The organism is Paenibacillus guangzhouensis (assembly GCF_009363075.1).
In the GTDB taxonomy this organism is placed as follows: Bacteria; Bacillota; Bacilli; order Paenibacillales; family Paenibacillaceae; genus Paenibacillus_K; species Paenibacillus_K guangzhouensis.
The window spans coordinates 3,683,529-3,710,416 of record NZ_CP045293.1 but is presented as its reverse complement, the minus strand read 5'-3'; the positions used below and the strand labels follow the sequence as shown (position 1 = coordinate 3,710,416).

The 26,888-nt window shown below is 48.4% G+C and carries 26 protein-coding genes; 21 read left to right on the top strand and 5 right to left on the bottom strand.

Features of this window, described 5'->3' with window-relative positions; genetic code table 11:
• Positions 1-68: 68 nt before the first annotated feature.
• On the bottom strand, positions 69-1,061 hold the full coding sequence (locus tag GCU39_RS16635; protein ID WP_152394543.1) for an oxidoreductase: 993 nt from the start codon (positions 1,059-1,061) through the stop codon (positions 69-71).
• A gap of 145 nt (positions 1,062-1,206) precedes the next feature.
• Here GCU39_RS16635 and GCU39_RS16630 point away from each other — a divergent pair, with 145 nt between their 5' ends.
• The 7 genes from GCU39_RS16630 (at position 1,207) to GCU39_RS16600 (ending at position 8,604) form a co-directional block, all read left to right on the top strand.
• Positions 1,207-1,641: an Lrp/AsnC family transcriptional regulator gene (locus GCU39_RS16630; protein WP_152394542.1), complete on the top strand. Its 435-nt coding sequence runs from the start codon at positions 1,207-1,209 to the stop codon at positions 1,639-1,641.
• A 200-nt stretch (positions 1,642-1,841) separates the two neighbouring features.
• A complete protein-coding gene (locus GCU39_RS16625) occupies positions 1,842-5,495 on the top strand; it encodes a discoidin domain-containing protein (protein WP_227793231.1) in 3,654 nt (1,217 codons plus the stop codon).
• Positions 5,496-5,649: 154 nt separating this feature from the next.
• Entirely contained in the window at positions 5,650-5,895 is a 246-nt protein-coding gene (locus tag GCU39_RS16620; RefSeq protein WP_152394541.1) for a hypothetical protein, read from the top strand.
• A 161-nt stretch (positions 5,896-6,056) separates the two neighbouring features.
• Entirely contained in the window at positions 6,057-6,893 is an 837-nt protein-coding gene (locus tag GCU39_RS16615; RefSeq protein ID WP_152394540.1) for a YitT family protein, read from the top strand.
• A gap of 145 nt (positions 6,894-7,038) precedes the next feature.
• The gene (locus GCU39_RS16610) at positions 7,039-7,680 is read left to right on the top strand and encodes an NAD(P)H-dependent oxidoreductase (RefSeq protein WP_152394539.1); all 642 of its coding nucleotides are present in this window, start codon (positions 7,039-7,041) and stop codon (positions 7,678-7,680) included.
• A gap of 121 nt (positions 7,681-7,801) precedes the next feature.
• The gene (locus tag GCU39_RS16605) at positions 7,802-8,140 is read left to right on the top strand and encodes an ArsR/SmtB family transcription factor (protein WP_152394538.1); all 339 of its coding nucleotides are present in this window, start codon (positions 7,802-7,804) and stop codon (positions 8,138-8,140) included.
• 14 nt (positions 8,141-8,154) lie between these two features.
• Positions 8,155-8,604, top strand: coding sequence for an SRPBCC family protein (locus GCU39_RS16600; RefSeq protein ID WP_152394537.1), 450 nt, complete (start codon positions 8,155-8,157; stop codon positions 8,602-8,604).
• Between the two features lie 187 nt (positions 8,605-8,791).
• On the opposite strand, the gene GCU39_RS16595 is transcribed toward GCU39_RS16600, so the two are convergent.
• Both GCU39_RS16595 and GCU39_RS16590 read right to left on the bottom strand, forming a co-directional pair.
• The gene (locus GCU39_RS16595) at positions 8,792-11,791 is read right to left on the bottom strand and encodes a YhgE/Pip domain-containing protein (RefSeq protein WP_152394536.1); all 3,000 of its coding nucleotides are present in this window, start codon (positions 11,789-11,791) and stop codon (positions 8,792-8,794) included.
• 39 nt (positions 11,792-11,830) lie between these two features.
• On the bottom strand, positions 11,831-12,424 hold the full coding sequence (locus GCU39_RS16590; RefSeq protein WP_152394535.1) for a TetR/AcrR family transcriptional regulator: 594 nt from the start codon (positions 12,422-12,424) through the stop codon (positions 11,831-11,833).
• Positions 12,425-12,570: 146 nt separating this feature from the next.
• On the opposite strand from GCU39_RS16590, the gene GCU39_RS16585 reads away from it, so the two are divergent.
• On the top strand, positions 12,571-12,846 hold the full coding sequence (locus GCU39_RS16585; RefSeq protein ID WP_152394534.1) for an MDR/zinc-dependent alcohol dehydrogenase-like family protein: 276 nt from the start codon (positions 12,571-12,573) through the stop codon (positions 12,844-12,846).
• A gap of 42 nt (positions 12,847-12,888) precedes the next feature.
• Here GCU39_RS16585 and GCU39_RS16580 read toward each other — a convergent pair whose 3' ends face one another.
• Positions 12,889-13,455, bottom strand: coding sequence for a TetR/AcrR family transcriptional regulator (locus tag GCU39_RS16580; protein WP_152397288.1), 567 nt, complete (start codon positions 13,453-13,455; stop codon positions 12,889-12,891).
• 155 nt (positions 13,456-13,610) lie between these two features.
• Here GCU39_RS16580 and lpdA point away from each other — a divergent pair, with 155 nt between their 5' ends.
• From lpdA to GCU39_RS16520, 13 genes are all read left to right on the top strand, one after another.
• Positions 13,611-15,023, top strand: a complete 1,413-nt coding sequence (gene lpdA / locus GCU39_RS16575) for a dihydrolipoyl dehydrogenase (protein WP_152394533.1) — start codon at positions 13,611-13,613, stop codon at positions 15,021-15,023.
• Positions 15,020-15,652 (top strand): biotin/lipoyl-containing protein, encoded by a 633-nt coding sequence (locus tag GCU39_RS16570; RefSeq protein ID WP_152394532.1) that lies wholly within the window; start codon positions 15,020-15,022, stop codon positions 15,650-15,652. Before lpdA ends, GCU39_RS16570 begins: the two co-directional genes overlap by 4 nt.
• Positions 15,636-16,808 (top strand): ABC transporter permease, encoded by a 1,173-nt coding sequence (locus GCU39_RS16565; RefSeq protein WP_152394531.1) that lies wholly within the window; start codon positions 15,636-15,638, stop codon positions 16,806-16,808. The genes GCU39_RS16570 and GCU39_RS16565 overlap by 17 nt, the downstream gene beginning before the upstream one ends.
• An 86-nt stretch (positions 16,809-16,894) precedes the next feature.
• Positions 16,895-17,041 carry a hypothetical protein gene (locus GCU39_RS31580; protein ID WP_193726513.1) on the top strand — a complete coding sequence of 49 codons (147 nt, stop codon included), beginning with the start codon at positions 16,895-16,897 and terminating at the stop codon, positions 17,039-17,041.
• Positions 17,042-17,087: 46 nt separating this feature from the next.
• Positions 17,088-18,029: a carbohydrate kinase family protein gene (locus tag GCU39_RS16560; RefSeq protein WP_227793230.1), complete on the top strand. Its 942-nt coding sequence runs from the start codon at positions 17,088-17,090 to the stop codon at positions 18,027-18,029.
• 84 nt (positions 18,030-18,113) lie between these two features.
• The gene (locus GCU39_RS16555) at positions 18,114-18,674 is read left to right on the top strand and encodes a glycerol-3-phosphate responsive antiterminator (RefSeq protein ID WP_152394529.1); all 561 of its coding nucleotides are present in this window, start codon (positions 18,114-18,116) and stop codon (positions 18,672-18,674) included.
• A 136-nt stretch (positions 18,675-18,810) separates the two neighbouring features.
• Positions 18,811-19,584, top strand: coding sequence for a glycerophosphodiester phosphodiesterase (locus tag GCU39_RS16550; RefSeq protein WP_227793229.1), 774 nt, complete (start codon positions 18,811-18,813; stop codon positions 19,582-19,584).
• A gap of 288 nt (positions 19,585-19,872) precedes the next feature.
• Positions 19,873-21,189: an ABC transporter substrate-binding protein gene (locus tag GCU39_RS16545; protein WP_321575646.1), complete on the top strand. Its 1,317-nt coding sequence runs from the start codon at positions 19,873-19,875 to the stop codon at positions 21,187-21,189.
• Positions 21,190-21,348: 159 nt separating this feature from the next.
• Positions 21,349-22,263 (top strand): carbohydrate ABC transporter permease, encoded by a 915-nt coding sequence (locus tag GCU39_RS16540; protein ID WP_152394527.1) that lies wholly within the window; start codon positions 21,349-21,351, stop codon positions 22,261-22,263.
• Positions 22,264-22,274: 11 nt separating this feature from the next.
• On the top strand, positions 22,275-23,108 hold the full coding sequence (locus GCU39_RS16535) for a carbohydrate ABC transporter permease (protein ID WP_152394526.1): 834 nt from the start codon (positions 22,275-22,277) through the stop codon (positions 23,106-23,108).
• 20 nt (positions 23,109-23,128) lie between these two features.
• On the top strand, positions 23,129-24,064 hold the full coding sequence (locus GCU39_RS16530) for a ComEC/Rec2 family competence protein (RefSeq protein WP_193726512.1): 936 nt from the start codon (positions 23,129-23,131) through the stop codon (positions 24,062-24,064).
• A gap of 18 nt (positions 24,065-24,082) precedes the next feature.
• Positions 24,083-25,093, top strand: coding sequence for a serine hydrolase domain-containing protein (locus GCU39_RS16525; protein ID WP_152394524.1), 1,011 nt, complete (start codon positions 24,083-24,085; stop codon positions 25,091-25,093).
• A 116-nt stretch (positions 25,094-25,209) separates the two neighbouring features.
• The gene (locus GCU39_RS16520) at positions 25,210-25,647 is read left to right on the top strand and encodes a hypothetical protein (protein ID WP_152394523.1); all 438 of its coding nucleotides are present in this window, start codon (positions 25,210-25,212) and stop codon (positions 25,645-25,647) included.
• A 382-nt stretch (positions 25,648-26,029) separates the two neighbouring features.
• Here GCU39_RS16520 and GCU39_RS16510 read toward each other — a convergent pair whose 3' ends face one another.
• Positions 26,030-26,863 (bottom strand): helix-turn-helix transcriptional regulator, encoded by an 834-nt coding sequence (locus GCU39_RS16510; RefSeq protein ID WP_152394521.1) that lies wholly within the window; start codon positions 26,861-26,863, stop codon positions 26,030-26,032.
• Between the last annotated feature and the right edge of the window lie 25 nt (positions 26,864-26,888).

Sequence of the window (26,888 nt, the reverse complement as noted above, 5' to 3'; positions counted from 1 at the left end):
ATAGTCCAAGTATAAGTGAAGACCGATTGGAAAAAGTCCACCTGTAGATTGATTTATGAGGATCTTGGTCATATGCCTAAAGATTCGGGAGTTAACATCGTATCGGCGTAATCCGGGTCCGAGAGAAGGGGGCGGCCAATGGCGATGCTGTCTGCGAGTTCATCCTCAAGGATGCGGTCGGCAATGCTGCGTGAGTGCAGATTTCCCACGGCGATGACGGGCATATGAAGGAGCTGCTTGAACACAGCCGCATGAGGCAATTGATAGCCCGTGTGTACATCCTTGGGTTGAATCGGCAGCAATCCGCCTGTCGAGACATCAATCGCATCGAGTTCTGATTCGAACGGCTTGAGCATCTGGGCTATCGATGCAGGCGTCAGTCCGCCTTCGGCATAGTCCGTGGCAGAGACTCGAATGATAACGGGGTAATCTTGACCGACCTCGCCACGAATAGCCGTTAGAATCTCGCGCAGGAATCGTGTTCTGTTCTCGGGTGAACCGCCGTAGTGATCATGGCGTTTGTTAGATAGCGGCGATAGAAACTCGTGGACCAGGAATCCATGTGCGGCGTGAATCTCAATGCCATCAAATCCAGCCTCAAGACTCCGTCTAGCCGCCAGCCGATAATCATCAACTAGGCGCTGAATCTCGTCGATCGATAATGCTTCAGGGGTGCCATACACCTCATCGAAAGGAATCGCGCTAGGGGCTACGAGCGTGCGCGTCACTTCAGGCGAAGATTTCCGCCCGCCATGGGACAGTTGGATGAAAATATGTGTGTTGTGCGCATGGACTGCCTTCACAATTTCTCTTAAGGGTTCGACGTGCTGATCCGTAAAAATACCGATATCGTTTGGTACCAGCCGGCCATCCGCCGAGACGGCGGTCGATTCCAGGATCATCAGCCCAACATGTCTGGCTCTCCGGCCATAATGTTGGATGTGGTGCTCCGTGGCATAGGCTTCGGGTGTACCTTTATATTGCTGCATCGGTGCCATGACTAATCGGTTTTTTAAGGTGAGTCCGCCAATCGTAATGGGTTGATTCAATGTGATCGTCATATCGCATCTCCTTTATTTTTGATAGTGCAATTTTATAATGGAAAACGGATGGTTTACATAGTAATATGAAGGAACATTCTACTTAAAAGTTAACAATTTTATTTCTTTTTGCGTTTATACCTTTAATAATGAGGTGGCTATCGTTATGGATCAAATTGATCGGAAAATATTATCGTTGATGCACGAAAATGCCCGTATGCCCATATCGGAGATGAGTCGAACGATCTCTATGTCGCAGCCTGCCGTAACCGAACGGATTCGGAAGCTGGAGGATCAAGGCATCATTACAGGCTACCGGGCGCAGCTTTCTGGGGCGAAGCTTGGCAAGCATACCACCGCATTCGTCATGTTCAAGACGGACAACTGCAAAGATTTTGTATCGTTTATTGAAGCTTCTGCTGAGGTGGTTGATCTGTACCGGATTAGCGGCGAGTACAATTATTTGATGAAAGTAGTTACGGAGAACACGGAATCGCTTGCGTCTTTTCTTGATGCGTGCAGTGCGCATGGGTTCTCAACGACGTTGATCGTACTGGCGACGCCATTCGAAGACAAAAGTCTGATTTCGAATGAAGTGTAATCGCCTCATAGCCATATTGAAGAGCGCCTTAAGCCGCAAGCTTATGGGCGTTTTTCTGTCTTCCCGTTTGACTCCATGAGGGTTGAACAATTGTGTAGAAGTACACACATATACGATAGGGGTGCACATATTTGGATATGTAAGATTTTGGTATAGTTTCTATGTAATCCAAAAACCATCCTGAGAGGAGTTATCGATGTATGAGGAGGCTTCATAGGCGTATCGCTCGTGGAAGAGCAGGCCGCAAGCAGAAATCATGGATGATGGGTGTACTAGCAGTGCTATTGGTGATGAGTCAATTCACCATGCTGCCTGCCGTTAGCTATGCGGCAACGAATTTGGCTTCAGGGAAGACGATGACTGCAAGTTCTTTTAATGCGCCATACGGCGCGGGAAATGCAAATGATGGAGATGGATCAACGTATTGGGAAAGTGCAAATAATGCGTTTCCGCAATGGATTCAAGTGGACCTTGGTACGGCGGCGAGCGTGGATCAGGTTGTGGTGAAGCTGCCGCCGCTTGCTGCATGGGAGAAGAGAACACAGAAAATTGCGGTGCAAGGAAGCACGAATGGAAGCAATTTCTCGGATATTGTCGCTGCTGCAGATTACACCTTTGACCCGAATGCTGCGAATACTGTGAGTATTCCTTTTACCGCGGTACAGACGCGTTATGTGAGACTTGTGATCACGGCGAATTCAGGTTGGCCGGCTGGTCAATTGTCGGAGTTTGAAGTGTATGGTGCAGCAGCAGGCCCTGATACGGAGGCACCGACAGCACCGACAGGATTATCCTACATAGAACCTGGTGCAGGGCAGATTAAGCTCAGCTGGAATGCATCGACCGACAATGTGGGTGTGACGGGGTATGATGTTTATCTAGACAGTACGCTGATCGGCAGTGTTGCCGGGAATGTGTTGACCTATACGGACAATCAACCGACTACAACAACCGTCACCTACACAGTGAGAGCCAAGGATGCGGCGGGCAATCTGTCGGCTGCGAGCAATGCGGTCACACGAAATGGGGCGGTATCCGGCAATAACCTAGCGCAGGGCAAACCGATTACTGCCTCGTCGGTCATGCAGACCTATGTTGCGGCTAATGCGAATGATGGCAATACTTCGACGTATTGGGAAGGCAACGCGAACACCTATCCGAATACACTTACCGTGAGTTTGGGTGCCAATGCGGATATTACAGCGGTCGTCCTGAAGCTGAATCCAGCTTCAGAATGGGGTCCGCGTACGCAGACGCTGCAAGTGCTAGGTCATGATCAGAATACAACCAACTTCACGAACCTCGTATCATCCGCGACGTATTCATTCAATCCGGCGACAGGCAATACGGTGACAATTCCCGTCACGGCAACGGCAAGTGATGTACAGTTGAAATTTACGGCGAATTCGGGCTCAACTGGCGGTCAAGTGGCTGAGTTTCAGGTGATTGGCGTACCGGCGGCGAATCCGGATTTGACGATTACTGGCCTGACATGGTCCCCGGCGAATCCGGTGGAGACAGATAATATTACATTAACAGCAGCCGTGAACAACATAGGATCGGCTCCATCTGGGGCAACGATCGTTAACTTCTACAGCGGCGATACGCTGCTCGGCTCATCTTCGGTTGCGGGGCTTGCTGCAGGCGGTTCAGCGAATATCAACGTATCGATTGGCGCCAAAAATGCAGGAACCTATCCGTTAACGGCTAAAGTGAATGAGAATAACGCCGTCATTGAGACGAATAAAGCGAACAACAGTTATACCAGCGCAAATCCGCTCGTCGTGAATCAAATCGGGTCATCGGATCTCGTCGCCACGACGTCTTGGACGCCAAGCAACCCGATGGCGAATCAAGCGGTATCTTTTACGGTGAATCTCAAGAACCAAGGGAACCTCGCATCCGCAAGCGGTGCCCATGGCATAACCGTCGTCGTGAAGAATACGGCCGGAGCGACGTTGCAGACGTTGAACGGCACATACAACGGCGTTCTTGCTGCAGGAGCTAATGTTAATGTCTCGATTCCGGGTACATGGACGGCGGTGAACGGCAACTATTCGGTAACGACTACCGCCATGGTGGATGCGAACGAAGCCGTAATCAAGCAGGGTAATAACACGTCGACATCGAGTTTGAACGTGTATGCCGCACGCGGCGCGGTGATGCCGTACAGCCGCTATGATACGGAAGACGCAACCTTAGGCGGAGGAGCCGTATTGAAGTCGGCACCGACCTTCGATCAAGCCTTAACGGCCTCGGAAGCTTCCGGACAGAAATACGCAGCGCTTCCTTCGAATGGCTCGAGCGTGCAATGGACGATCAGACAAGGGCAAGGAGGTGCGGGCGTGACGATGCGATTCACGATGCCCGATTCCTCGGACGGTATGGGACTGAACGGCTCGCTTGACGCGTATGTGAATGGTGCGAAGGTGAAGACAATCCCGTTAACCTCCTATTATAATTGGCAGTACTTCTCTGGCGATATGCCTGCGGATGCGCCTAGCGGCGGTCGTCCGTTATTCCGCTTTGACGAAGTGCATTTTAAGCTGGATCAAGCGTTACAGCCGGGTGATACGATTCGGATTCAGAAGACGAATGGAGACAGCTTGGAATATGGTGTAGATTTCCTCGAGATCGAGCCTGTACCGACGGCAATCGCCCGACCTGCGAATGCCGTATCCGTTACCGACTACGGCGCGGTAGCGAATGACGGGCAGGATGATCTTGCGGCGTTCAAGGCTGCTGTCAATGCAGCGGTTGCTGGGGGCAAAACCTTGTATATCCCAGCAGGTATGTTCCATTTGTCCAGCATGTGGGAGATTGGTTCGGCGAGCAATATGATCAATAACATCACCATTACGGGAGCAGGCATCTGGCATACGAATATTCAATTTACGAATCCGAATGCTGCAGGCGGAGGGATCTCGCTTCGCATTTCCGGTAAGCTTGATTTCAGCAATGTGTACATGAACTCCAATTTGCGTTCCCGTTATGGCCAGAATGCGATCTACAAAGGCTTCATGGACAACTTCGGCAACAATTCGGTGATCCGCGACGTATGGGTAGAGCACTTCGAGTGCGGTTTCTGGGTGGGCGATTATGCACACACACCAGCGATTTATGCAAATGGACTAACGATTGAGAATAGCCGAATTCGCAATAACTTGGCGGATGGCGTGAACTTCGCTCAAGGCACGAGCAATTCTATTGTACGGAACAGCAATCTAAGAAATAATGGCGATGACGCGTTAGCAGTCTGGACCAGTAACACGAATGGTGCGCCTGAAGGAGTCAACAATACCTTCTCGTATAACACGATTGAGAACAACTGGCGTGCAGGAGGCATCGTATTCTTCGGTGGAAGCGGGCATAAGGCGGATCACAACTATATTATTGATTGCGTAGGCGGCTCTGGCATTCGGATGAATACGGTCTTCCCTGGCTATCATTTCGCGAACAATACGGGGATCGTATTCTCGGATAATACGATCGTGAACAGTGGTACGAGTAAAGACCTCTACAACGGGGAGCGCGGTGCCATCGATCTAGAAGCGTCCAATGACGCGATCAAAAATGTGACCTTCACGAACATCGATATTATCAATAGCCAGCGTGACGCGATTCAATTCGGCTATGGAGGCGGATTCCAGAACATCGTGTTCAACCAGATCACGATCAATGGCACTGGTCTTGATGGCATTACGACTTCACGCTTCTCTGGACCGCATCTTGGCGCTGCAATCTTCACGTATACGGGGAACGGTGCCGCAACATTCAATAATCTAACAACCAGCAATATTGCTTATCCAAATAAATATTACATTCAGAATGGATTTAATCTCGTCATCCAATAACACGTCGGCCACCGTAATCGAGCCAGTCGCTCTTCCGTTGAAGAGGTGACTGGCTCTTTATTTGCTGGAGTATGACACAAGTCACTGTAAGCGTTTCCAGTCCGTGCTAGACTATAGATGTCAAAGGCATTCTACTCAGAGAGGGGAATTCCAAATGAATCATGGTCAAATTCTAGAAGTGTTAAGCACATTACCTTATCAGCAGGATCGAGATTATGGTGCTCTCATTTGTTTTCCAGAGATTTATGAGTCATTGTCATGTACGGATATTGGCCGCAAGTACGATATTAAGGTCAAGCTGTACGAGTTAGAGCAAGCGGGAACCATCAAAGTCATTCACTTCAATGAACCGGGTTTTCGAGATGTCGTCGCAGGCATACAATTGACCGGTGTTCATTAAAATACACAATCAATGCATAAGTATGTAATAGAGTCACATCAATGGGATGTGGCTCTTTTTGTGTTACAGGATTGTTGTTGGCTAAAATAAATGTTTTAAGCTATAATATTCGGATTGTAGACAGGAAATGTTATTTTTAGACATCATATGAGGTGAAATTGGTGAAAAAAAGGTTAGCAGACATTCTATTTATTATGCTCGGTGCTTTTATTTTTGCATTAGCGGTGAATCTGTTCGTCATCCCGAATGAACTCGGTGAGGGGGGCGTCACGGGGATTACGATTATTCTCTATTATCTTTTCCAGTGGTCACCCGGACTCGTGAATTTAATATTTAATGCCATATTGCTCGTTATCGGTTATAAATTCTTAGACAAGACGACGACGTATTACACGATCATCGCCGTCCTCTTCAACTCCCTCTTCCTGCACTTAACGGAAAGTTGGAGCATCGCTTCGAATGAACCGATGATTAATGCGATCTTCGGTGGAGTCTTCGCTGGTGTGGGGATCGGCTTAATCGTTCGTGTTGGGGGAACGACGGCAGGGACGGTGATCCTTGCAAGAATTGCGCATAAGTATTTGGACTGGAGCATCAGCTACGCGCTATTATTCTTTGATCTGATCGTGGCCTTCTCGTCATACTTCATTATTGGCGCCGAGAAGCTGATGTTCACGATCGTCTTGCTCTTCGTAGGGACGAAGGTGATGGAGTTCATTATTGAAGGGCTGAATCCGAAGAAGGCTGTAACGATCATCTCCAATGAGCAGGATAAAATTGCGGAACAGGTTAACGTTGTCATGGATCGAGGCGTGACGGTTCTGTCTGGTCATGGTTACTACACGAAGACACCCAAGGAAGTTCTGTATATCGTCATCAGCAAACAGGAAGTTTCCACGCTGAAGAAAATTGTTCGGGCAACGGATAAAGATGCATTTATTACGATTCATGATGTACGCGACGTATTTGGTGAAGGATTCTTAGATATTTCGAAATAATTCATGTTATAACCCCATGAGCTGCGGCTGGTGGGGTTTTTTGTATTTTCGCTTGACAATACGATAAAATAATCCTATATTTAACCATAAAGTTAAATAACCAATTGGTTAAATAATAAATCCAATACGAAGGCAGGTAATATCGATGACAACGGTATTGTATATCACAGCCAATCCGAATGATCCTGAAACCTCTTATAGCATGGCTGTAGGACAACAATTTGTTCAGGCTTATCGCTCTGCAAATCCGAAAGATGAAGTGATTCATCTTGATCTTTATAAAATGGATATTCCACATCTAGATGCCGATGTATTTAGCGGCTGGGGTAAGCTTGGAACAGGCACTGCGTATGAGCAATTGAAAAAAGAGGAGAAGGACAAAGTGAGTCGTCTGGGTGAACTTGTCGATCAATTTGTCAGCGCGGACAAATATATTTTTGTCAATCCGATATGGAATTTTTCATTTCCGCCCGTGATGAAGGCATACATTGATTCGATCTGTGTCGCAGGCAAAACATTCCAATATCTTCCTAAGAAAGGACGGGTGGGTCTCCTTCGCGATAAAAAAGCGGTTCACATTCAAGCCAGCGGAAGTGTATTGTCGCCAGGATCGCCTCTGGCAGAGATGGAAATGGGGAATCGTTATTTGAAGGTAATTATGGCGTTCTTTGATGTGCCTAGCTTCGAGAGCATCTATGTGGAAGGGATGGCTGCTGCTCCGGATCAAGCATCAACGATTAAAGAGAAGGCCATCCAGCAAGCTCGGGAAGTTGCCTTGACCTTCTAAAGCATCAATAAGCAAGAGAGCCGGAAGAGGCTTAGGTATCTAGCCCTGGAACTCTCCAGGCTCTTTTTGCATGAAAAGGAGAGCGCTTGACAATCGTTCAAATCCACCTATACTTAAACATATGGTTAAATATAACAATGAAATGTTGAACGATGTCTTCCATGTGTTGTCGGATCCGACGAGACGAGAAATGATAAGGCGTCTGGCGCTCGGTGAGATGACCGTTATGAAATTGGCTGAACCTTTTGAAATGACACTGCCAGCCATCTCCAAGCACTTGCGCGTGTTAGAAAAAGCAGGTCTAGTCTCTGTGCGAAAGGAAGGGACATATCGCTATTACGTTTTGAATCCAAAGACGATGGACAACGCTCATGCGTGGTTGATGGACGTGAGAAAGTTCTGGACGACGCAATTGGACAACCTAGATCAATTTTTGGATCAACAATCTGAAGACCATTAACGGAGGCACCATGAATGATAACGATGTTGGATGGGAAATATCAGCTTACGCTTCATCGTGTATACAATGCGAGCAAGGACAAAGTGTTCCAGGCATGGACGAAGGTAGAGCAACTGAAACAATGGTGGGGAATCACTGGCTTTACGACAACCGTTGAACGAATGGATGTTGTCGTTGGAGGAATGTACCGTTTCCAAATGGCCTCTCCGCACGGTACGATTCATATTCTAGAAGGCCGATATGTGGACATCGTTCCGAATGAAAGGTTATCGTTCACTTGGAAATGGGTAAATGAAGGAGACAATCCGGAGGAGACGCTCGTTACGATTGATTTTATAGATAAAGATGGTAAGACGGAATTGGTCATGCTACATACCGATTTCACTACGATCCAAGGAGCGAATAGACACAATAACAGTTGGACCAATGTGTTGGAGCGCGGTTTGTGTAACTATATGGAGTAAGACGTTATGCGTTGAATTTATAGCGTAACGCGGTGATTTGCTAAACCAAAGAGACATAAAAAAGACTATCGACGGTACTTTGTCGACAGTCTAAATCGCTGCCTGATAATCCAGGCAGCGATTTTTTATATAACCCATATGATGATTGCATAATACGCTATTATTATCTTCATGCAAATCTACAAACCTACAACAGCTTACTTTGCTTCGCTTTCTTCAAGAACTTATCGCTGTTCTTATTAATTGTCTTCTTCAAGCCTATACCAAGTACAAAGGCAATTCCGATATAGATCAACAGGATAAGTACATGCTTCGTCACAACATCCCATAGTATTCCCCCCACTGCCTCACGCATAATGCCTATCGCATGTGTGAACGGCAGGAACGGGTTCAGCTGCTGGAAGAACTTCGGCGTCATTTGAATCGGGAATGTACCACCAGAGGCCGCCAATTGGAACACAAGCAATACAATGGACAACGCCTTACCTACATTACCGAATACCGATACCAACGTATAGACGATGCTGACGAATATGATACTGATGAAAATCCCGAACGCGAAGAACCAGAACTTGTGAACGACATATGTTTTGAGCAGGAACATGTCACCCAGTGTCACGATCATACTCTGACTTATACCGATCGTCACAAAGGTCAGCCAACGTCCGAAGTACACTTGGTAGCTCTTATAGTCATGTTTGTTCTCGATGTCTACAATCAGCATGGAGATGAGCAGCAAGCCGCCGACCCACAATGCCAATGTCGTGAAGAATGGTGACATCGCTGAACCGTAGTTCGGTACAGGGAACAGTTCATGCTGATTAAGCAATACCGGCTCCGCGAAGAACTGGCTTTCCTTAGCCGCATCCTTACGAAGCAAATCAATGACTTGATCCATATCACCTTTCGCTTCCAATTCGCGGATTTTGGATGCAATGTCTTTCACTTTCTTTTTGATTTCTGGGAACTTATCACTGAATTCATCCAGTCCCTCGTCCCCAGTGTGAATCTTGCTCTTCACATCAGCGAGTGTTGCCTCGACTTCTGGAATCATTGAGAATACTTCTTTTTTCACATTCTTGATGAAGTCCAAGCCTTTGCGGGAATCTATGACACCCTTGTCGAAGGCAGGGACAACATCCGAATCGATCTTCCCGATTACGCTATCGATTGACGCGCTCGTATCCTTCGTGGCATCATATATCTTTTGCAGCGCATCCTTCGTCGGTTGATTCGCCTTGCCGGCCGCTTCACTTGCACGCTTCAGCATATCCGACAAATCGGCCAGTTTCCCTTTTACCTTGTACATACTATCGACAATGTCTGTAATCGCACCATCATCTACCGTTTGCTTCATTTTCTCGGTGGCGGTGATAAGCTTATCTGCTAGATTCTGACCGTTACTGATGTGCTTCTGTGCATTATTGATTTGATCAATTACCTTGTTCGCCGTATTCCGGTTCATGATCTTATCTGTCATTGCGATGACATTGTTAGTGCTTGCCTGCATCTTATCGATCATCTTTAAAGCATCACGATTCAATGCCTCCATATCCCCGCGGATCGTATGGAATCTTGGTTTAATTCCATTATCATAATCGCTAATGAGCTGAGCAACGACCTCACTTGCTCTTGCTGCCGCTTCTGCGCCAATCTGTTTGCCGCCAGCCAATCGCTCCTGCAGCAGTGTGAGCTTCGTCTCCATACCCTTCAATTGAGCAATCAACAGATCAGTGTCTATACCTGTCACTTGGGCCAGCTTATTCAGCTGATCCTTATACTTCTCTAAGGAGCCTAATGTGAGCTTCAACTGATTCGTCATATCCTCGACAGCTGCATTCAGCTTTTCGGTTAGTGACGCATCTGTCTCACTACCCTGAATAAGCTTGTTGACGCGATCAATCTTTTCTTGCAGCTGACCGAGATGCTCTCGGTACGTCTTGCCTAATCGTTCTGCATCATCGAACGCCTTTGATACTGTCGGTGCAATCTGTGTATTCAAGCTTGTTCTGGCTTTATCCAGAATCGAGTTGACTTCGATTGCCTTATTGCGAATATCCCTCAGCTTATCATCCGCAATCGATTTTGCAGACTCAATTGTTTTTTGTGCTTCATCCAGACGCGTCTTCAGATCCTCCGCGCCCCGTTTCGCATCATTCAAGGACGTGAGCACATTATCGAACAGACCATTATTCTTCAAATTCCGATCTACATCTTCAACTGTCGTAATGAGACGCTGTAAGGAATTCATCCCTGACTCCACTTCGACGCTCTTCTTGGCCAGCTCTGTCTCTACCTTGCCAAGATCAAAGTCAGAGTTCATGATATTCTCCACGACCTTCGATGTATCCGTTACGGCACCCTGAAGCTTCCGCAGATTGTCTTTGACAACGGGTACTTCCTTATGAAAAGAATCACTGCCCTTATCGAGCAAATTCTCTGCATCTGTAATTACCGAATCCGGTCGGTTCTCGTAGCGCTTGATGACATGGATGGCAGACTCTGCCTTGCTAATGAAGTCCTTCGCCTTGATAATATCGACTTGGCCTGTCTTCATCAGCTTCTCGATCTCCGGCAGCTTCTCATCCAATTTGAAGATGTTATCTCTTAGCTTCTTAATGTCCGGCTCATTCGTTTCAAGCTGAAGGCCGACATCATTGAAAATATCGAATATCGCTTTGTTCGCCGTTTCTACGAAGTTGCTGCTAATGTTCGACACCAGCGTCGAGGCTCCTGCCCCAGCGACCTTCGGCGAGATCGCGTTAATCTTTTCATTGATATAATAATCAAGCTGTGCCTTCTCCGGATGATCAGAGATGACGGAAGAGATCTTCTCAGAGAAATCCTCTGGGATAATAATGGCTGCATAATAATCACCATGATTAACCCCTTTGATTGCCTCATCCTTCGTAACAAATCTCCAGCCTAACTTCTCATTTTCCTTTAACTGTTCGATAACCTTTGCCCCAACATCAAGATCCTTGCCTTCTACCTTGGTACCTTTATCCAAGTTCGCAACCGCAACCGATACATCCTTCGTATTGGAGTACGGATCCCATGATGGGAGAATGTTGAACCATGCATATAGGGAGGGCAGGATCACTACTGCTAAAATAACAATAATTGCAGCAGGATTTGTAATAATGTTGCGAAGATCCGTTTTATAAATGTGTAAGATGTTCTTCATCCCACTGCCACCACCGTTCTACTTATAAAATGTAATGCGTTATCCAATTCTAGCAATCCCCTTCTGAGCTGCCCCATTCAGCAAATAGAATTCAAGCAAATGAGGAATTTGATCCTGACGGATAGCCTTCGCACGCTTAGGCCATTCCACTACAAGCGCTGCGTAGGTCCTAATAAATAGGAAAGCAGTCAGCTCGGCATCACAACTCTGCAGCTCGCCTGAATCCATAGCTAGTTCTACCTGCTCTTTCACAAAATGCTGAAGCGCATGTTCCACCTTGCTCATCTCAGACATCACAATCTCGGTCCCCATCTCCCGCATCTCGTGTGAGAGAATAACCATCATCTCATGCTTGGATCGGAATTCCAACACATTGTGCAGAGTACGGTGCAAGTTCTCTGTGAAGGTTCTCCCTGCCTGAACGGATGACTGTGCAACCTCCAGTATGTCTTGAATGAATCTATCCATAATGGCTTCCAGCAGCTCTTCTTTCCTTGGGAAAAAACGATAAATCGTCCCCTTGCCCACATGAGCAAGTCTCGCAATCTGATCCATGGTGCTGCCCTTATAACCATATAATGAAAAAGACTGTGTTGCTGCCTCTATAATCCTCGTTCTTCGATCTACGATCATACGGATTCCTCCTTTCTGCAAAGAGGCGATTACGAACAGGTGCTAGAACTACAAAACTAATTGTGAATTTCGGTCACTCAGACATGCTATTATACTTCCAGTAAAATAAATTTGCAAGAAAACGACAGGCGATCACTTGATCGTGGGTGGGAGTTAGTGAGGAACGTGTTCCTATTAATACACGGGATGTGCTGGAGAAGGGGATCACGATCTATGGCAGAAGCCGCAGCTCGGACCGGGACTTTAGAGAAGTGTTGAAGGTTATGAAGGTGCAGGATTGTCAGGCAACATTGAGGCGTCTGCTTCCGAATACGTATACTATGGTAAGCCAGGCAGACGACTTCGCTGGCGCAATGGAAGCTGCTCTGGCTCGATCAAACTCCAACAACTTGTTGGAGTTTTTTCTTACCACAATAGAATGAATAAAGCCACACTTGGGTATTGGATCGATATCCAAGGATACTTCAAGTCTTAACGAGCTCTTTAGCATGCTGTCTACCCGCGGTGAGGAGACTGTCACTCAGCATGGCATCACTAACCGATCGGGCGAGTAACAGCGTTCCAACCATCGAGCTGAGCAGAGCACTGGCTGTAGCTTTATCGACTTCCGCTACACTGGAGAGAAAATCAATCATGCGTTCTACCTCTTGCGTGAAGGTGTACCGAACTTCTTCCGAAGATCGAGAGATTTCACTGGAAAGGGCAGGGATAATGCATCCAATCTCCGTTCGATCACGGTGCTGTTGGCTCAAATAATATTGAATGACCGCATGGATCTTGGGGCCTTGCTTCACTTCGTCTGCGGCTTCTTGTAGCAATGCAATCGTGTCGCTGATGGCATATCGGCAGGCTTCAGCGACCAGTTGCTCTTTATTCTCAAAATGGGAATAGAACCCGCCATGCGTAAGGCCAGCGCCTTTCATAATAGCTGGAACACTAATGTCGCGTATCCCATGCGTACGGAAGGCTTGAGCGGCACTTTCAATGATTTTGCCTCGCACTTTGATCTTATGGCCTTCAGGATAAGGCATAGCAATCACTCCATTCATACGTCATGCACTTTAAAATATTATATTTATCATATTAAAGCATGTCAATTAACCGAGACTGTTGACGGTTTTAAAATATGATGATTATAATATATTACGATCATCATATTTTAAAGTCGGTTTAGGAGGTACGGAGTATGAGTCAGCTTGTATCGGTAGATACATTGGTTATTGGATCGGGGCCGGGAGGTTATGTTGCGGCGCTGCGATCCGCTCAGCTTGGCATGAAGACAGCCGTTGTGGAACGTGAACAGATTGGAGGGGTCTGTACGCACGTGGGCTGTATTCCGTCCAAAGCATTGATTGCTGAATCGCATCGCCATCAGTTGCTGCATCAGTGGAATAAGTCGGTTCCTTCAAGATCATTCGAAGAGGCGCAAGCTTTCAAACAAATGATTGTGAATAAGCAGTCCGGCGGGGTCAAGTATATACTAAAGGCAGCTGGGGTAACAGTTCTAGAGGGAGATGCAAGCTTCATCGATACACATACAGCACAAGTAGAATATCAAGGAACAGAACAACGGATTTCATTCAAAAATGCCATCCTGGCAACGGGTTCTCGTCCGATTGAGCTGCAAGCCCTGCCGTTTGGCGGACGTATTCTATCCTCGACAGAAGCGCTGTCGCTGTCACAGATTCCCAAGAGCTTAATCATTATCGGCGGTGGATATATCGGCGTGGAACTCGGACAAATGTATGCCAAGTTCGGCACCCAGGTGACCATTCTAGAGGGAGGCAAGCGCGTGCTGCCAGGGTTCGAGACGGAGCTGACGGCACCGGTTATGAAGCAGCTGAAGGCGGACGGAATCACCATCATCACCGAAGCGACAGTTGTTGCGGCGGAGCAAGGGGAAGACGAGCTAACCCTTCACTATGTTATCAACCAAGAACAGCAAACGCTTCGTGCGGAATATGCGTTAGTGACCGTCGGAAGAAAACCGAACACCGATGGAAGATTAGGTCTCGCGCGAATTGGCTTGCCCGTCACGAGCAGGGGGCTGATCGAGACAGATGATCAGTGCAGAACAGCGATTTCGAATATTTTTGCCATAGGAGATATTACGGCGGGTCCAGCGTTAGCCCATAAAGCTTCGTATGAAGCGAAGGTTGCAGCCGAAGCTATAGCTGGTGAGCCTTCGGTCGTGGATTACAAAGCTATCCCGCTGGTTGTATTCTCAGAGCCGGAATTGGCTAGTGTTGGACTAGGGGAGACAGAAGCCAAGGAACGAGCCATGCCCATTGTCATTGGTAAATCGGCATTCGGGATTAATGGTAGGGCACTCGCGCTGCAAGCATCGGAAGGGTTTGTCAAAATCATCGCGGACGCGTCGTCGGGAATCGTATTGGGTGCACAACTTGTCGGTGTCGAAGCATCTAGCCTCGTATCGGAGCTCGCCTTAGCGATCGAGATGGGAGCGACCGTAGAGGATCTGGCAATGACAATCCATCCTCACCCGACGCTTGGTGAAGTCATTATGGAAGCTGCCGAGAACGCTGTTCGCAAAATCAGGGTTCACAACGATCGGAGAGAAGGTGAGTTGGCACAATGAACCTCAAGATAGGCGTTTATATGGTCATGGCTGTCACTCTTATTGCGGGGGGCTCGCTTCTGGTTGCGAAAGGGAAAGATGCTGTCAGCCAAGCGGAGAATCGCAAGCAAGGCACCCTCGAGGCAGAGCAGAAGATCATGTTGTATGACAAAAGCCCCGGAACAATTGTTCAGGTCAACAAAGCGATGGGTGAAGCGGTTCAAAAAGGAGAGCTGCTATTCAAAGTGAAATCCGCTGGTGGGACCGAAGAGGATGTCCTCGCGCCGGAGACGGGACAGATGAGCAAAATCGTTGTAAAGCCGGGCGATCAGATCACGCAAGGGATGCCCGTTGCGATGATCCAGAAATCAGCTTATTATACGGATCTTTATGTGCAAGAGAGTGAGATTCAGAAGCTTGCGATCAATCAAGGCGTTAAGGTTCATTTTCCATATCTAGACCATCCGGATCAAGTCCATGGCGTCGTCGCTTCCGTTGCAGCTGCACCGCAATTTGCTAACCTGCGTATGACGCGGGAGAGGGGGCAAGCCGATTTAAGTATGCTCCTAGTCCGAATCTCGGTCGATGCAAGTCCTGATCTGCTTCCGGGGATGACGGCGGAGGTGAACCTTGATGATCTCGCTGATTGACGAATGGAGATACGTGAAGGGCAGCAAATTTCTGAAGGGGATCTTTATCGGCCCGCTTGTTGCAGCTTTATTTTTTGGATTGATGTTCTCCCATAACCAAATTAATAAATCGCCAGTGATTGTGATTGACGAAGACCATAGCGCATATTCGCGGGAACTGATTACGCAACTGAATGCGTCCCAATATATGCAGGTCACGAATGTATTCGCGAGCCGCATGGCTCCCGATGACCTGTTAGCGAACGAGCAAGCTGTCGCGGTCATCATGCTGCCAAGCGGATTGGAGATGCGCCGAATGCAGGGGTTATCCTCGAACATTGGCATTCTCATGGATAACACGATGCCTTCAGGATTAACCGGGATTCGAACGGCCATGCAAGAGATCATCACCACGGAAAATATGACCCTCTCCATGACCCGGTTGACGCAGAGCGGGATGTCTGCTGACGCGTCGAAAGGACTCATATCTCCGTTGTCTCTTCAACAACGGATGTTGTTTAATCCGACTACGAGCTATGTCGGCTTCATGGTGCTAGGATTTGTGAACATCGTCGTGTTAATGATAACGACGACCGCGGCGGGATCGATTGCCCCGCGTCTAAGACAGGAGGGGAGGTTGTTCGCAAACGGGTCATCGCCTGCACAGTTATGGGCTCGCAGCATTCCCTATGCTGTTCTGAGCGCGATTTCGCTGCTGCTATGTTATGGCTTGCTCAAGCAAGTGGGACATATGCGGTTTGAAGCAGAACCTTATCTGTTTGTGATCCCCTTGCTCATATACACATTTGCCTTGTCGCTCATGGGAATGCTGATTGGTTACTCTGCGCAAAATTCAGCCAAAGTGAGTCTGCGTACGAGCTTTGTACTGTACCCGTCTTTTCTCGCCACGGGAATTCAGTTGACACCGCTTGCGTTTCCGTTATTTTTTCAAATCACGGCATGGCCGCTGCCCATGAACTGGCTGAATCGACTCCTACGCGGCATGGCATTCCGTGATGGAGGGTTAACGGTCTATGGTCGGGAGATTGGCGCACTGCTTATGATTATTGGTGTTGCGTCCTTATTCATCGGATTGCTCATGTACCGAGAGGCGCGCCAAGCAAATCTGTCACGGGATCCGCAGATCGAATCGGACGTTTTGTCCGTCGTTAGTTAAATCTTATGCAACGCAACCTACTCTAATGGTTGCGTTTTTTGTTGCCGGAATAGCAAGTATTCTATTTTTGATAGAAAATTAATGGTATGATTTGGATGTTAAAGAGTTTGCTCGTGAAGCGGTACCAGAAAGAAGCGGATCGTACGCTGGTTGAACGAGTGCGAGCGTGGGGCGGAGATCAGGAGGCATTCAGCGAGCTGGCCAAACGACCGTATATTCCGGCGTTGAAGTAAGGTGATATGACAAAAGGGGGACGCCAGACTGGAAAAGGTTATTTACGTGATTGGAGAATTGAATGTCGATATTATTGCGCGCGGAGAGAATATCGCTCCGGAGTGGAATCGGGAGAAAATCATCGATTCCTGCGATTTGGTCATGGGCTCATCCTCGGCGATTACGGCCTGTGTCCTTGCAGCCATGGGGGCGGATGTCCGGTTCGTCTCGGTGGTTGGCGACGATGATTTCGGGAATTTCCTGGTGCGAGAATTGAAGCGCATGAACGTCGGCACGGAGCATGTTCACGTTGTGCCCGGTCTGCGCACAGGGTGTACGATATCACTGTCGTCTTCGAAGGACCGCGCGTTGTTAACGGTGATGGGCACGATCGGCGATGTGGAGCCGCGTCATATCCCGCAGGAGCTATGGCAGCAAGCGGCGCATATCCATTTCGGCTCCTATTATTTGCAGCATCAGATGCGGCCGCACTGGGCCACCGTCTTTGAAATGGCGAAGTCGCATGGCATATCGACCTCGTTCGATGCAGGCTGGGATCCAGCGGAGGATTGGGACAGCGAGAGGTTGAAGGATCTGCTGCAGCATGCGACGTTCTTCCTGCCGAGTGAAGACGAGATCCTTGCGATTCAAGGCGCAGCAGATTTGAGAGAGGCGTTCGCCAAGCTGCCCGCATCACGCGGTACAGTTGCCGTGAAGCGGGGGCGGGAAGGCTCCGTGATATTTCAGCCCGATGGTACTTCGGTCGTTGGCACGAGCTTCGCGGTGGATCCCATCGATACAACCGGGGCAGGCGACTCCTTCAATGCCGGGATGATCTACGGACATTTATCAGGCTTGCGCGGCGAAGCGCTGCTTCGTTTCGCGAATGCCTGCGGGGCGCTCGCTGTGCTGCGAATCGGCGGCGCTGGCGGCGCGCCGACCTTGGAACAGGTGAAGCAATTCATGGAGATGGCTGCCCAAGGTTCATATGAACAAGACGTGCTCTAATTCTTAAGAGATTGTAAATCGGGTCCAATCGGTACGTGTTCATGCTACAATAGGAGCACGTAAGGAAGGACAGAGGTGGCTGGCATGTATCCTATAGTTGACTTGGTCGAACATCAGACGATTGCGGCAATTCAGAATGAATCCGATCTGGAGCGTGCGTTAGGCAGTCAGGTGAACATTATCTTCTTAATGGTCGGTTCGATTATGAATGTCAAACCGATGGTCGACCGGATCCGAGATGCTGGCAAACATGTTTTTCTGCATATGGAATTTATCGAAGGCATTGCAGCCGACCGCAGTGGTGTAGCTTATGTCGCTCAGTGCATTAAACCGACGGGTATAATCTCGACGCGGACCCATCTCATCCGGCTTGCGAAGGAGATGGACCTGATGGCGATTCTGCGAACCTTTCTCATCGATCATAATGCGGTAACGAAAGGAATTAAGGCGGCTGAGCAATGTACACCGGATGCCGTCGAAGTGATGCCGGGGTTATTGCCGAGGGTGATTCGGCAGATGACAGACCTGACGCCGTTACCAATCATTGCAGGCGGTCTGATCGGAACGCAGCAGGAGATTATGGATGCGCTGGAAGCTGGCGCACTCGCCGTATCCTGTGGCAGAAGTGAATTGTGGTCATCATAAAATGATATATTGTTGCTTTCAGAGTGGACAGAGATGAAGAGAATCCCTTTTGGAAGAGGCGCCTGAGCTTATTTCGGTGCGCCTTTTCTGAAGGGGATTTTGTATTCTTACAGCGAATGAGGAGGATTCTAACCCAATGACATCATCATGTAATGAGAACATGTACACCCCGCTTATTATCGCGCACCGGGGGGCTGCAGGCGAAGCGCCTGAGAACACCATGGCTGCATTTGAACTTGCCCTTCGGCAAGGCTGCGACGCCATTGAGCTGGATATTCATCTATCCAGAGAAGACGAATTAATTGTCTGTCATGACCGTACCATTGACCGTACGACAGACGGCTCCGGCATCATCCGGGAGATGACCGTCAGCGAACTGAAGCAATACGATGCTGGGCGGTGGTTCCATGAGACGTATGCGGGGGAGCGGCTTCCACTGCTGCGCGAGGTCTTGGAGCTCGTTCCTCCACAGATCCTGCTGAATATTGAAATTAAAGAAACATACGAAGGGCAAATCGAAGAACGCTTGCTGCACTTGCTGCGCGAGTACAATCGGTTGGAGCAAGTCGTCATCTCTTCCTTTGACCATAAGTCGTTGCGGCGACTTGCGGACATCGAACCTGACGTGAAAATCGGGCTTCTGTATACGATGAATGCAATCGATCATGTTGAACTCGCGAATCTCGTGGGCGTACCCGTTCACGCGCTGCATCCCTATCATAGGCTGATTGATCGTGAGGATATCCTCCAAGTCACAAGCCACGGTATGCAGGTCTATCCTTGGACGATCAACACGACGGATGCCATGCAGCAGACGATTGACAAAGGCGTATCGGGTATCATTACGGACTACCCTGGCGTGCTGAAGGCGCTCCTATCTTCACGAAACCTTTACACAGCGATGAAATAGATTTTACAAACTGCTGTGATAGAGTTAACAAATGGCTGATATAGTAGAAATATGGAATTGAATACGAAATCGATCAGATTCGATCGGGAGAAAAGGGCAGAGACAATGAGAAAACCCTGAGGGCCGATAATCTTCTTCTTTGCGCTTGGCTGAGAGAATGGATTATTGCTCCTTGGTGTGCTATCGTTGTCTCTTTTTGCTGTCCCGAAAATGTTGATGATGAACGTCCCACAGCGGCGTTTCTCATATATTTTAACCCCATTTCTGAGAGGAGATTTACCCGTGAAAATGAAGCAGTTGTTGTTGCTCGTCACGCTGTTGATGTTGACTGTTACATCGGCCGTTGGTTGTTCTGAGAGCCAGGCGAAGGAGGAAGCAGCGACGGTACCGCCGGCCCCGGCCCAAGAAGATACGACACCGATTAAGATTCAATACTGGCACAGTCATGATGAGGATCAGACGGCGGGACTTGACTACATGATCAAGGAGTTCAATAAGAAATATCCTTACATTACGGTAGAACCGGTATTCCAAGGCGATTACGATGAGCTGCAGCAGAAGTTAATGGCTGCCGTAGCCGCGAAGCAAGTTCCAGCTGTGACCAATGTTGAGGTTGCCAAAGTTCCGAACTTCGCAGAGAGCGGCATGCTTGCGGATCTATCCCCTTACATCGCACGTGACAAGGTAGACACAGCGGACTTCTCCACGGGGATGCTGAAGGCATACAGTTATCAGAATAAGCAATTCGGTTTGCCACTCATCGTGAGTACATCCGTCTTCGTATATAACAAAACGATGTTCGATAAGGAAGGCATTACGCCTCCGCAATCTTGGGATGAGATCGAGTCATTCGCTCAGAAACTAACCAAAAAAGAAGGCGACAAAACGACACGTTATGCGTTCTCTGTTCCAGGCTGGTCTTCGTGGTATTATGACCCGTGGATCATCAACGGCGGTGGATCCGTGCTCACATCGGACAATATGTCGGCGATCGATCAACCGGACAGCGTGAAGTTTATGAAGAAATTCAAAGAGTGGAAAGACAAAGGTTACATGCATATCGGTTACGGCAAAGGTGCATCCGATACGATGCGTCAAATGTTCTTCGACGGTAAAATCGGCATGGTCGAGCACACGTCTGCATTAATCAAATGGTATATGGAAAAAGCGAAATTCGAGGTGGGAGTATCCTTCCTGCCAGGAGAAAAGAAACGTATCTCGCAAATCGGCGGCGCAGGGATTGCCGTTATGGATATGGCATCAGAGAAAGAAAAAGAAGCGGCATGGAAATTCGTACAGTTCATGACGGCACCGGAGAACAACATTAAATGGGCGGAGTTCACAGGATACCTCCCAACACGCAAATCGGCGATCGAATCCGAGGAAGGCAAACAGTACTTCACGAAATATCCGCAATATAAAGCGGTATTCGATAACTTCGACAACGTGATGCCTCGCGATCAGCATCCAGCGTATGACGAAGTCAGCGAGTTCTATGTTCAAGCCTTAGGTAAGGTCGTGCTGGAGAACGCTGATGTCGATGCTTCCTTCAAGGAAGCGGCGAAGCAAATGAACGATGTATTGGCGGAATACGCAACCAAGTAAGGCACGATGATGGAATCCACATATACATTGCCTTTGCAATAGGACTGAATTTATCGAAGGTTCATTCGGCAGGGGGAGAGACATCGGTCTCTCCTCTCCTGTGCTTATATGCTTGTTGCTGCCAGTATGAACGATACTTCAAGAGATGGAGGGATGAGCATGCGCGGTCAATCGAATCCGAGAACGGGAATCCTGGGCTATCGCACGCTGGAGAAATGGAAGGATTTTTCTCTCGCTTTGCCGGCATTGCTGCTGCTCGCGATTTTTACGTATTTCCCGCTCGGATCGTCATTTTATATCAGTCTAACCAACTGGGATTTAATCAAGCCGATTAAGAAATACGTCGGTTTGCTGAACTACGAGCGTTTGTTAAAGGATGATCAATTTTATCGTGTGCTTAAAATTACGTTTACGTACACCGTACTCGACGTGGTGTTATCCTTGTTGATCGGTCTAGGGCTCGCCCTGCTGTTCAATCATCGATCGAAGGCATTCGGCGCGATGCGCCTGTTGATTTTTATGCCTTATTACATTTCCATGGTCATTGCCTCGATGGTGTTCGTCTGGATTCTAAATCCGGAATATGGCGTGCTCAATAAGGCGCTTGCCTTGTTTGGCGTCGACAAGATTTTCTGGTTGAATGATCCGTCCACGGCATTATGGTCTGTCGTGAGTGTGTCGGTGTGGAAGGGCGTCGGGTTTGTGATGATTATTTTCATTGCAGGATTACGCAGCATTCCGACGGAATATTACGAAGCTTCTAGTATCGATGGCGCGAATAAATGGAGACAGCTGCTTCATATTACGATCCCGCTGCTCTCGCCCACGACGTTATTCCTTGTAATCACGTCCTTTATCTCCTCGATGCAGGTGTTCCAGTCCGTCAGCGTTATGACAGGCGGTGGTCCGCTCGGATCGACCAAGGTGATGGTCATGTGGATCTATGAAATGGCGTTCGTACAATTCAAGGCGGGCAAGGCGTCTGCACTTGTCATCATTTTCTTCTTTATCATTATTTTCTTCACGTTCGTACAGTTCTGGCTGTCCAAGCGGAAGGTTCATTATGAAGGATAGGAGAGCAACAGATGTCGACTAAAGGACTACTCACAACAACGAGATATACGGTGGCGATTCTCATCACGCTATTGATGTTTTTTCCGATGTACTGGCTGCTGATTACCTCCTTGAAGTCGCCGGATGAGCTGAAGGCGGCGATTCCGACCTTTTGGCCAGAGCGGCTTGCATGGGAAAATTATAGCGATGCGTTCCGCGCGGCGCCATTCGGGCGCTATGCATTGAACACGCTGATTCAGACGGTCGGCATTGTCTTCTTGCAGCTGAATATTAGTCTGCTGGCTGCCTACGCGTTCGCCAAAGGCAACTTCTGGGGCAGGGACAAATGGTTCTTCTTCGTGATTGCTGCCTTAATCGTCCCCGATCAGGTGACATTCGTGCCGGTATACGTGATGATGGCGAAGCTCGGGTGGCTGAATACCTTCCTTGCCTTGATCATTCCGAACGGCGTTTCGGCATACAGCATCTTCCTGCTGCGCCAGACCTTCAAGTCGCTGAATAACGACGTGCTGGAGGCGGCGAGAGTGGATGGCTCGAACCGATTCCATATCATTTACCGCATACTCGTGCCAATGGCGATGCCAACCGTGGTAACGGTCATTATTCTGAAGTTCATCGGCAGCTGGAATTCGTATTTCTGGCCGCTCATTATGACGAATACGAATGATATGCGCGTGCTGACCGTAGGGATCGCCATGCTCAAAAATTCGGTTGGCGGTTCGGAAATGCTGAATTGGCATTTGCTGATGGCCGGCAGTGTTATCGTGATTGCGCCGATCGTGATCCTATTCGTGTTCGCGCAGAAATATATCGTGTCCGCGATGTCCCATTCCACCTTTAAATGATGCCGAGAGGAGTGAGCAGAATGATTCGCATCAAGAAATGGCTGCGGCGAGCGAAGTTTGCTGTTATCTGGAGCATCGCAGCTGCTTTATTACTCTTGTCGGGATGTTCAACCGCCGGGAAACAGGACATCTTCGATGCTGCCAGAACTAAAGATCAATTGTCGATCCGATATTTCGATTTGCAATCGGCGGAAGACACCGGCGACAGCATTCTGATTGAGACGCCGGACGGTAAAACCATGCTGATCGACGCGGGGATCCCTCAGGTTGGTTCACAAGTCGTGAAGTATTTGGACAAGCTTGGCGTAGAGAAGATCGATGTTGCTGTGAATACACATCCGCATGCCGATCATATTGGCGGATTCCAAGCGGTGTTACAGTCTAAGGAGATCTCCACCATGATCATGGAGAATCTGCCGTATGATTCGAATGCCTACCGTAACACGGTTCAATCGCTGCAAGAGAAAAAGGTCAAGATCGAATATTTGGAGGATGGGGCAACGTTTCAGCTTGGCAAGGATGTCTCGGTTGAGGTGCTGAATCCGCCAAAAGGCGCTTTGCCGGGCGCGGTCAAACGGTTTAGTTTTGCCGAGGTCAACAATCAAGCAATGGTCTTACGAGTAACCTATAAAGAAAAAACGTTCTTGTTCACCGGTGATATTTATAAAGAACGCGAATATCAATTGGTGGAGGGCAAGGGCGAGGCGCTCAAGGCAGATATGCTGCATGTCCCCCATCATGGAAATAAGACGTCGTCTTCGCCATCTTTCGTGAAGGCGGTATCCCCGCAAATCGCTGTCATCAGCAGTAATATTCTTCAGTCATCGGATATCGTGAAGCGATACAAGAACAACGGCGTGAAATTGTACGTTACAGCATTGCATGGCAATATTCTTATTACATCTGACGGGAAAGAGATGAACGTGGTCACGGAAAAAGAATGGCAAGCAGAGTGACCGCAGAGGAGGAACGGAATGGATCGGCAGCAGCAAAAGTTCTCGGATCGGATGCATCAATTCGCGGAAGACAATCACTTCAGCGGCACTGTGCTTGCGGCAAGAGAGGGGGAAATTCTCTATCAGGAGGCATTTGGTCTCGCGAATCGGGAGCTTGAAGTGCCGAATCGAATCGGCTCCAAGTACCGGATCGCTTCACTAACCAAAGCATTCACCGCCATGGCCATGCTGCAGCTGGCAGAGCAAGGCACCATTCAGCTTCAAGATAGGTTGTGTACGTATTTTCCAGACTACCCTGAATTAGATGAACGCATCACTCTGCATCATCTGCTTACGCATACATCAGGCATTCGGGATATCGAGGATGTGCCTCATTTTACAGGGCATTTGGAGAAATTGTCATACGATAAGCCGGGCTTTATGGCGCTAGTTAAGGATCTGCCGCCTTTTTTTGCGCCGGGTGAGGGCTGGAAATATGGAAACTGCGGGTATACGATGCTTGCTTATATCATCGAAGCGGTCACCGGTTTGTCGTATGAGCAGTACCTCCAGCGGCATATTTTCGATCCGTTAGATATGACCGATACGGGCTGCGACGCACATACGAAATTCGTGAAGCATCGATCCTACGGCTATAGCTCGACGCATGAAGGGGTCGTACCGGCGACGTACTACGATATGAGTGCCCTGATGGCGTCGGGAGATCTCCATTCCACGGTGAACGATCTGCTGAAGTGGGATCAAGCGCTATATACGGAAAAGCTTCTCTCCGCCGAATCGCTGCGGCTGATGTTCGCCCCGCATGCGCAAGTGAGCGACGAGAGACATTACGGATACGGCTGGAATGTCTATCCTTCGTACGTGGATCATAACGGCTGGCTTCCGGGCTATTGGTGCCGATTCCGGCGGTATCCCGCATCGCGAAGTACGATTATCTTGCTCGCGAATCACGATTTTGTGCGAGAAGGCAGCATCATGGAACAATTAAGCGATGATGTGTTCGATGAAGGGAATGAGGCGTACGCATAAATGAAAGTAAAAGCTCAAAGAAGAACCCAAGAGTTCACCGCTTTTATAAAGGCGGTTTTTTTATTTCCAAGAATGTGATATGCACGGCGCACGAAATAACTGCAAAAAAGCAGTTATTGGGTCCGAAAAAGCGCTCCGTACGTGAAATAACTGCAAAAAAGCAGTTAATTGGTCCGGAAAAGTGCTTCGCGGCTGAAATAACTGCAAAAAAGCAGTTAATTAGGCCCGAAAAGCGCTCCGTGCCTGAAATAACTGCCAAAAAGCAGTTATTTAGGCCCGAAAAGCGCTCCGTGCCTGAAACAACTGCCAAAAAGCAGTTATTTAAGCCCGAAAAGCGCTCCGTGCGTGAAATAACTGCAAAAAAGCAGTTATTGGGTCTGAAAAAGCGCCCCGCGGCTGAAATAACTGCAAAAAAGCAGTTAATTAGGCCAAAAAAACGCCCCGCGCCTGAAATAACTGCAAAAAAGCAGTTATTGGGTCTGAAAAAGTGCTCCGCGCCTGAAATAACTGCAAAAAAGCAGTTAATTAGGCCCGGAAAAGCGCTCCGTGCTTGAAATAACTGCAAAAAAGCAGTTAATTGGTCCGGAAAAGTGCCTCGTGCGTGAAATAACTGCAAAAAAGCAGTTATTGGGTCCGGAAAAGCGCTCCGCGCACGAAATAACTGCCAAAAAGCAGTTAATTGGCTCCGAAAAAGCGCCCCGTGCGTGAAATAACTGCCAAAAAGCAGTTATTGGGTCCGGAAAAGCGCCTTGCGCCTGAAATAACTGCGAAAAAGCAGTTATTGGGTCTGAAAAAGCGCTCCGCGCCTGAAATAACTGCAAAAAAGCAGTTAATTGGCTCGTCGATTCGGTGGCTTCGATCACGCCGTTCAAATCGTAGCAATAAGATACCCGTCTTCCCCTTCATTGAGGAAAACGGCTTGTTGCATATCATAGATCAAGATTCGCGCAATAATTGCTCCAGCTTTTCTTCCGTTCCCGTGCCTTCAACCGGCGTGAACACCCTCATCGCATAATCTCCTCGTCCCGAAACGGCAAATGTGTTGTAGCGAAAAGTCAGCAAGCCCGCTTTTGGGTGTTGGATGACTTGTTCCCCTTCCGAATGACCTGAAACGTCATGTCGTTCCCACCGCACCCTGAACTCCTCGCTCTTATCGTGCAATTCGCAAACGACTTCCCGTAACCACGAATCGTCCATGTTCATAACATAGCGGTTGCGAAAATAGGCCAACAGCGCAGTCGCGACATGCTCCCAGTTCACGATGCGCGCTTCTTTATCTTTCATCATGAAAACTTGCCAAAGCACGTTTTTTTCGACCTGTGCGACTTCGTTCATATTTCCGCATAGCGTACTTGATATTTTGTTCCAAGCGATGACATTCCAGTGTTTGTCGATAACATAAGCGGGGTATGTCCCCATTCTATCGAGAATTTGTTGAACGGCTGAGGGAACAGATTCGTCCCCCGTAGTATTTGGAAGTAACCCATGATTAGCTAATACCAGCAAATGATGACGTTCATCATGACTCAGACGGAGTGTCCGCGCCAAGCTTTCCAATACTTGTTCCGATACTTGAATATCCCGTCCTTGCTCTAATGCGGTATACCACGGCAAAGAAATACCGGATAGACTGGCTACTTCTTCCCGTCTCAAACCAGGCGTGCGCCGGCGGGTAGTATCGACCGATAAGCCTACCTCATGGGGCGATAATCGGGAACGGCGGGACCGGAGAAAGTCGGCCAGCTCTTTTCGTCTTCTCTCGTTATTCATAAGGATGAGACATCTCCTTATCGTA

Bases quoted from the DNA above. Each gene is read 5' to 3' on its own strand.
- GCU39_RS16545 (WP_321575646.1), top strand. From the start codon at position 19,873: ATGAAGCAGTTGTTGTTGCTCGTCACGCTGTTGATGTTGACTGTTACA.
- GCU39_RS16530 (WP_193726512.1), top strand. From the start codon at position 23,129: ATGATTCGCATCAAGAAATGGCTGCGGCGAGCGAAGTTTGCTGTTATC.
- GCU39_RS16625 (WP_227793231.1), top strand. From the start codon at position 1,842: ATGAGGAGGCTTCATAGGCGTATCGCTCGTGGAAGAGCAGGCCGCAAG.
- GCU39_RS16605 (WP_152394538.1), top strand. From the start codon at position 7,802: ATGGTTAAATATAACAATGAAATGTTGAACGATGTCTTCCATGTGTTG.
- GCU39_RS16610 (WP_152394539.1), top strand. From the start codon at position 7,039: ATGACAACGGTATTGTATATCACAGCCAATCCGAATGATCCTGAAACC.
- GCU39_RS16635 (WP_152394543.1), bottom strand. From the start codon at position 1,061: ATGACGATCACATTGAATCAACCCATTACGATTGGCGGACTCACCTTA.
- GCU39_RS16620 (WP_152394541.1), top strand. From the start codon at position 5,650: ATGAATCATGGTCAAATTCTAGAAGTGTTAAGCACATTACCTTATCAG.
- GCU39_RS16580 (WP_152397288.1), bottom strand. From the start codon at position 13,455: ATGCCTTATCCTGAAGGCCATAAGATCAAAGTGCGAGGCAAAATCATT.
- GCU39_RS16555 (WP_152394529.1), top strand. From the start codon at position 18,114: ATGTATCCTATAGTTGACTTGGTCGAACATCAGACGATTGCGGCAATT.
- GCU39_RS16630 (WP_152394542.1), top strand. From the start codon at position 1,207: ATGGATCAAATTGATCGGAAAATATTATCGTTGATGCACGAAAATGCC.
- GCU39_RS31580 (WP_193726513.1), top strand. From the start codon at position 16,895: ATGATTTGGATGTTAAAGAGTTTGCTCGTGAAGCGGTACCAGAAAGAA.
- GCU39_RS16550 (WP_227793229.1), top strand. From the start codon at position 18,811: ATGACATCATCATGTAATGAGAACATGTACACCCCGCTTATTATCGCG.
- lpdA (WP_152394533.1), top strand. From the start codon at position 13,611: ATGAGTCAGCTTGTATCGGTAGATACATTGGTTATTGGATCGGGGCCG.
- GCU39_RS16600 (WP_152394537.1), top strand. From the start codon at position 8,155: ATGATAACGATGTTGGATGGGAAATATCAGCTTACGCTTCATCGTGTA.
- GCU39_RS16540 (WP_152394527.1), top strand. From the start codon at position 21,349: ATGCGCGGTCAATCGAATCCGAGAACGGGAATCCTGGGCTATCGCACG.
- GCU39_RS16525 (WP_152394524.1), top strand. From the start codon at position 24,083: ATGGATCGGCAGCAGCAAAAGTTCTCGGATCGGATGCATCAATTCGCG.
- GCU39_RS16595 (WP_152394536.1), bottom strand. From the start codon at position 11,791: ATGAAGAACATCTTACACATTTATAAAACGGATCTTCGCAACATTATT.
- GCU39_RS16535 (WP_152394526.1), top strand. From the start codon at position 22,275: ATGTCGACTAAAGGACTACTCACAACAACGAGATATACGGTGGCGATT.
- GCU39_RS16510 (WP_152394521.1), bottom strand. From the start codon at position 26,863: ATGAATAACGAGAGAAGACGAAAAGAGCTGGCCGACTTTCTCCGGTCC.
- GCU39_RS16570 (WP_152394532.1), top strand. From the start codon at position 15,020: ATGAACCTCAAGATAGGCGTTTATATGGTCATGGCTGTCACTCTTATT.
- GCU39_RS16565 (WP_152394531.1), top strand. From the start codon at position 15,636: ATGATCTCGCTGATTGACGAATGGAGATACGTGAAGGGCAGCAAATTT.
- GCU39_RS16590 (WP_152394535.1), bottom strand. From the start codon at position 12,424: ATGATCGTAGATCGAAGAACGAGGATTATAGAGGCAGCAACACAGTCT.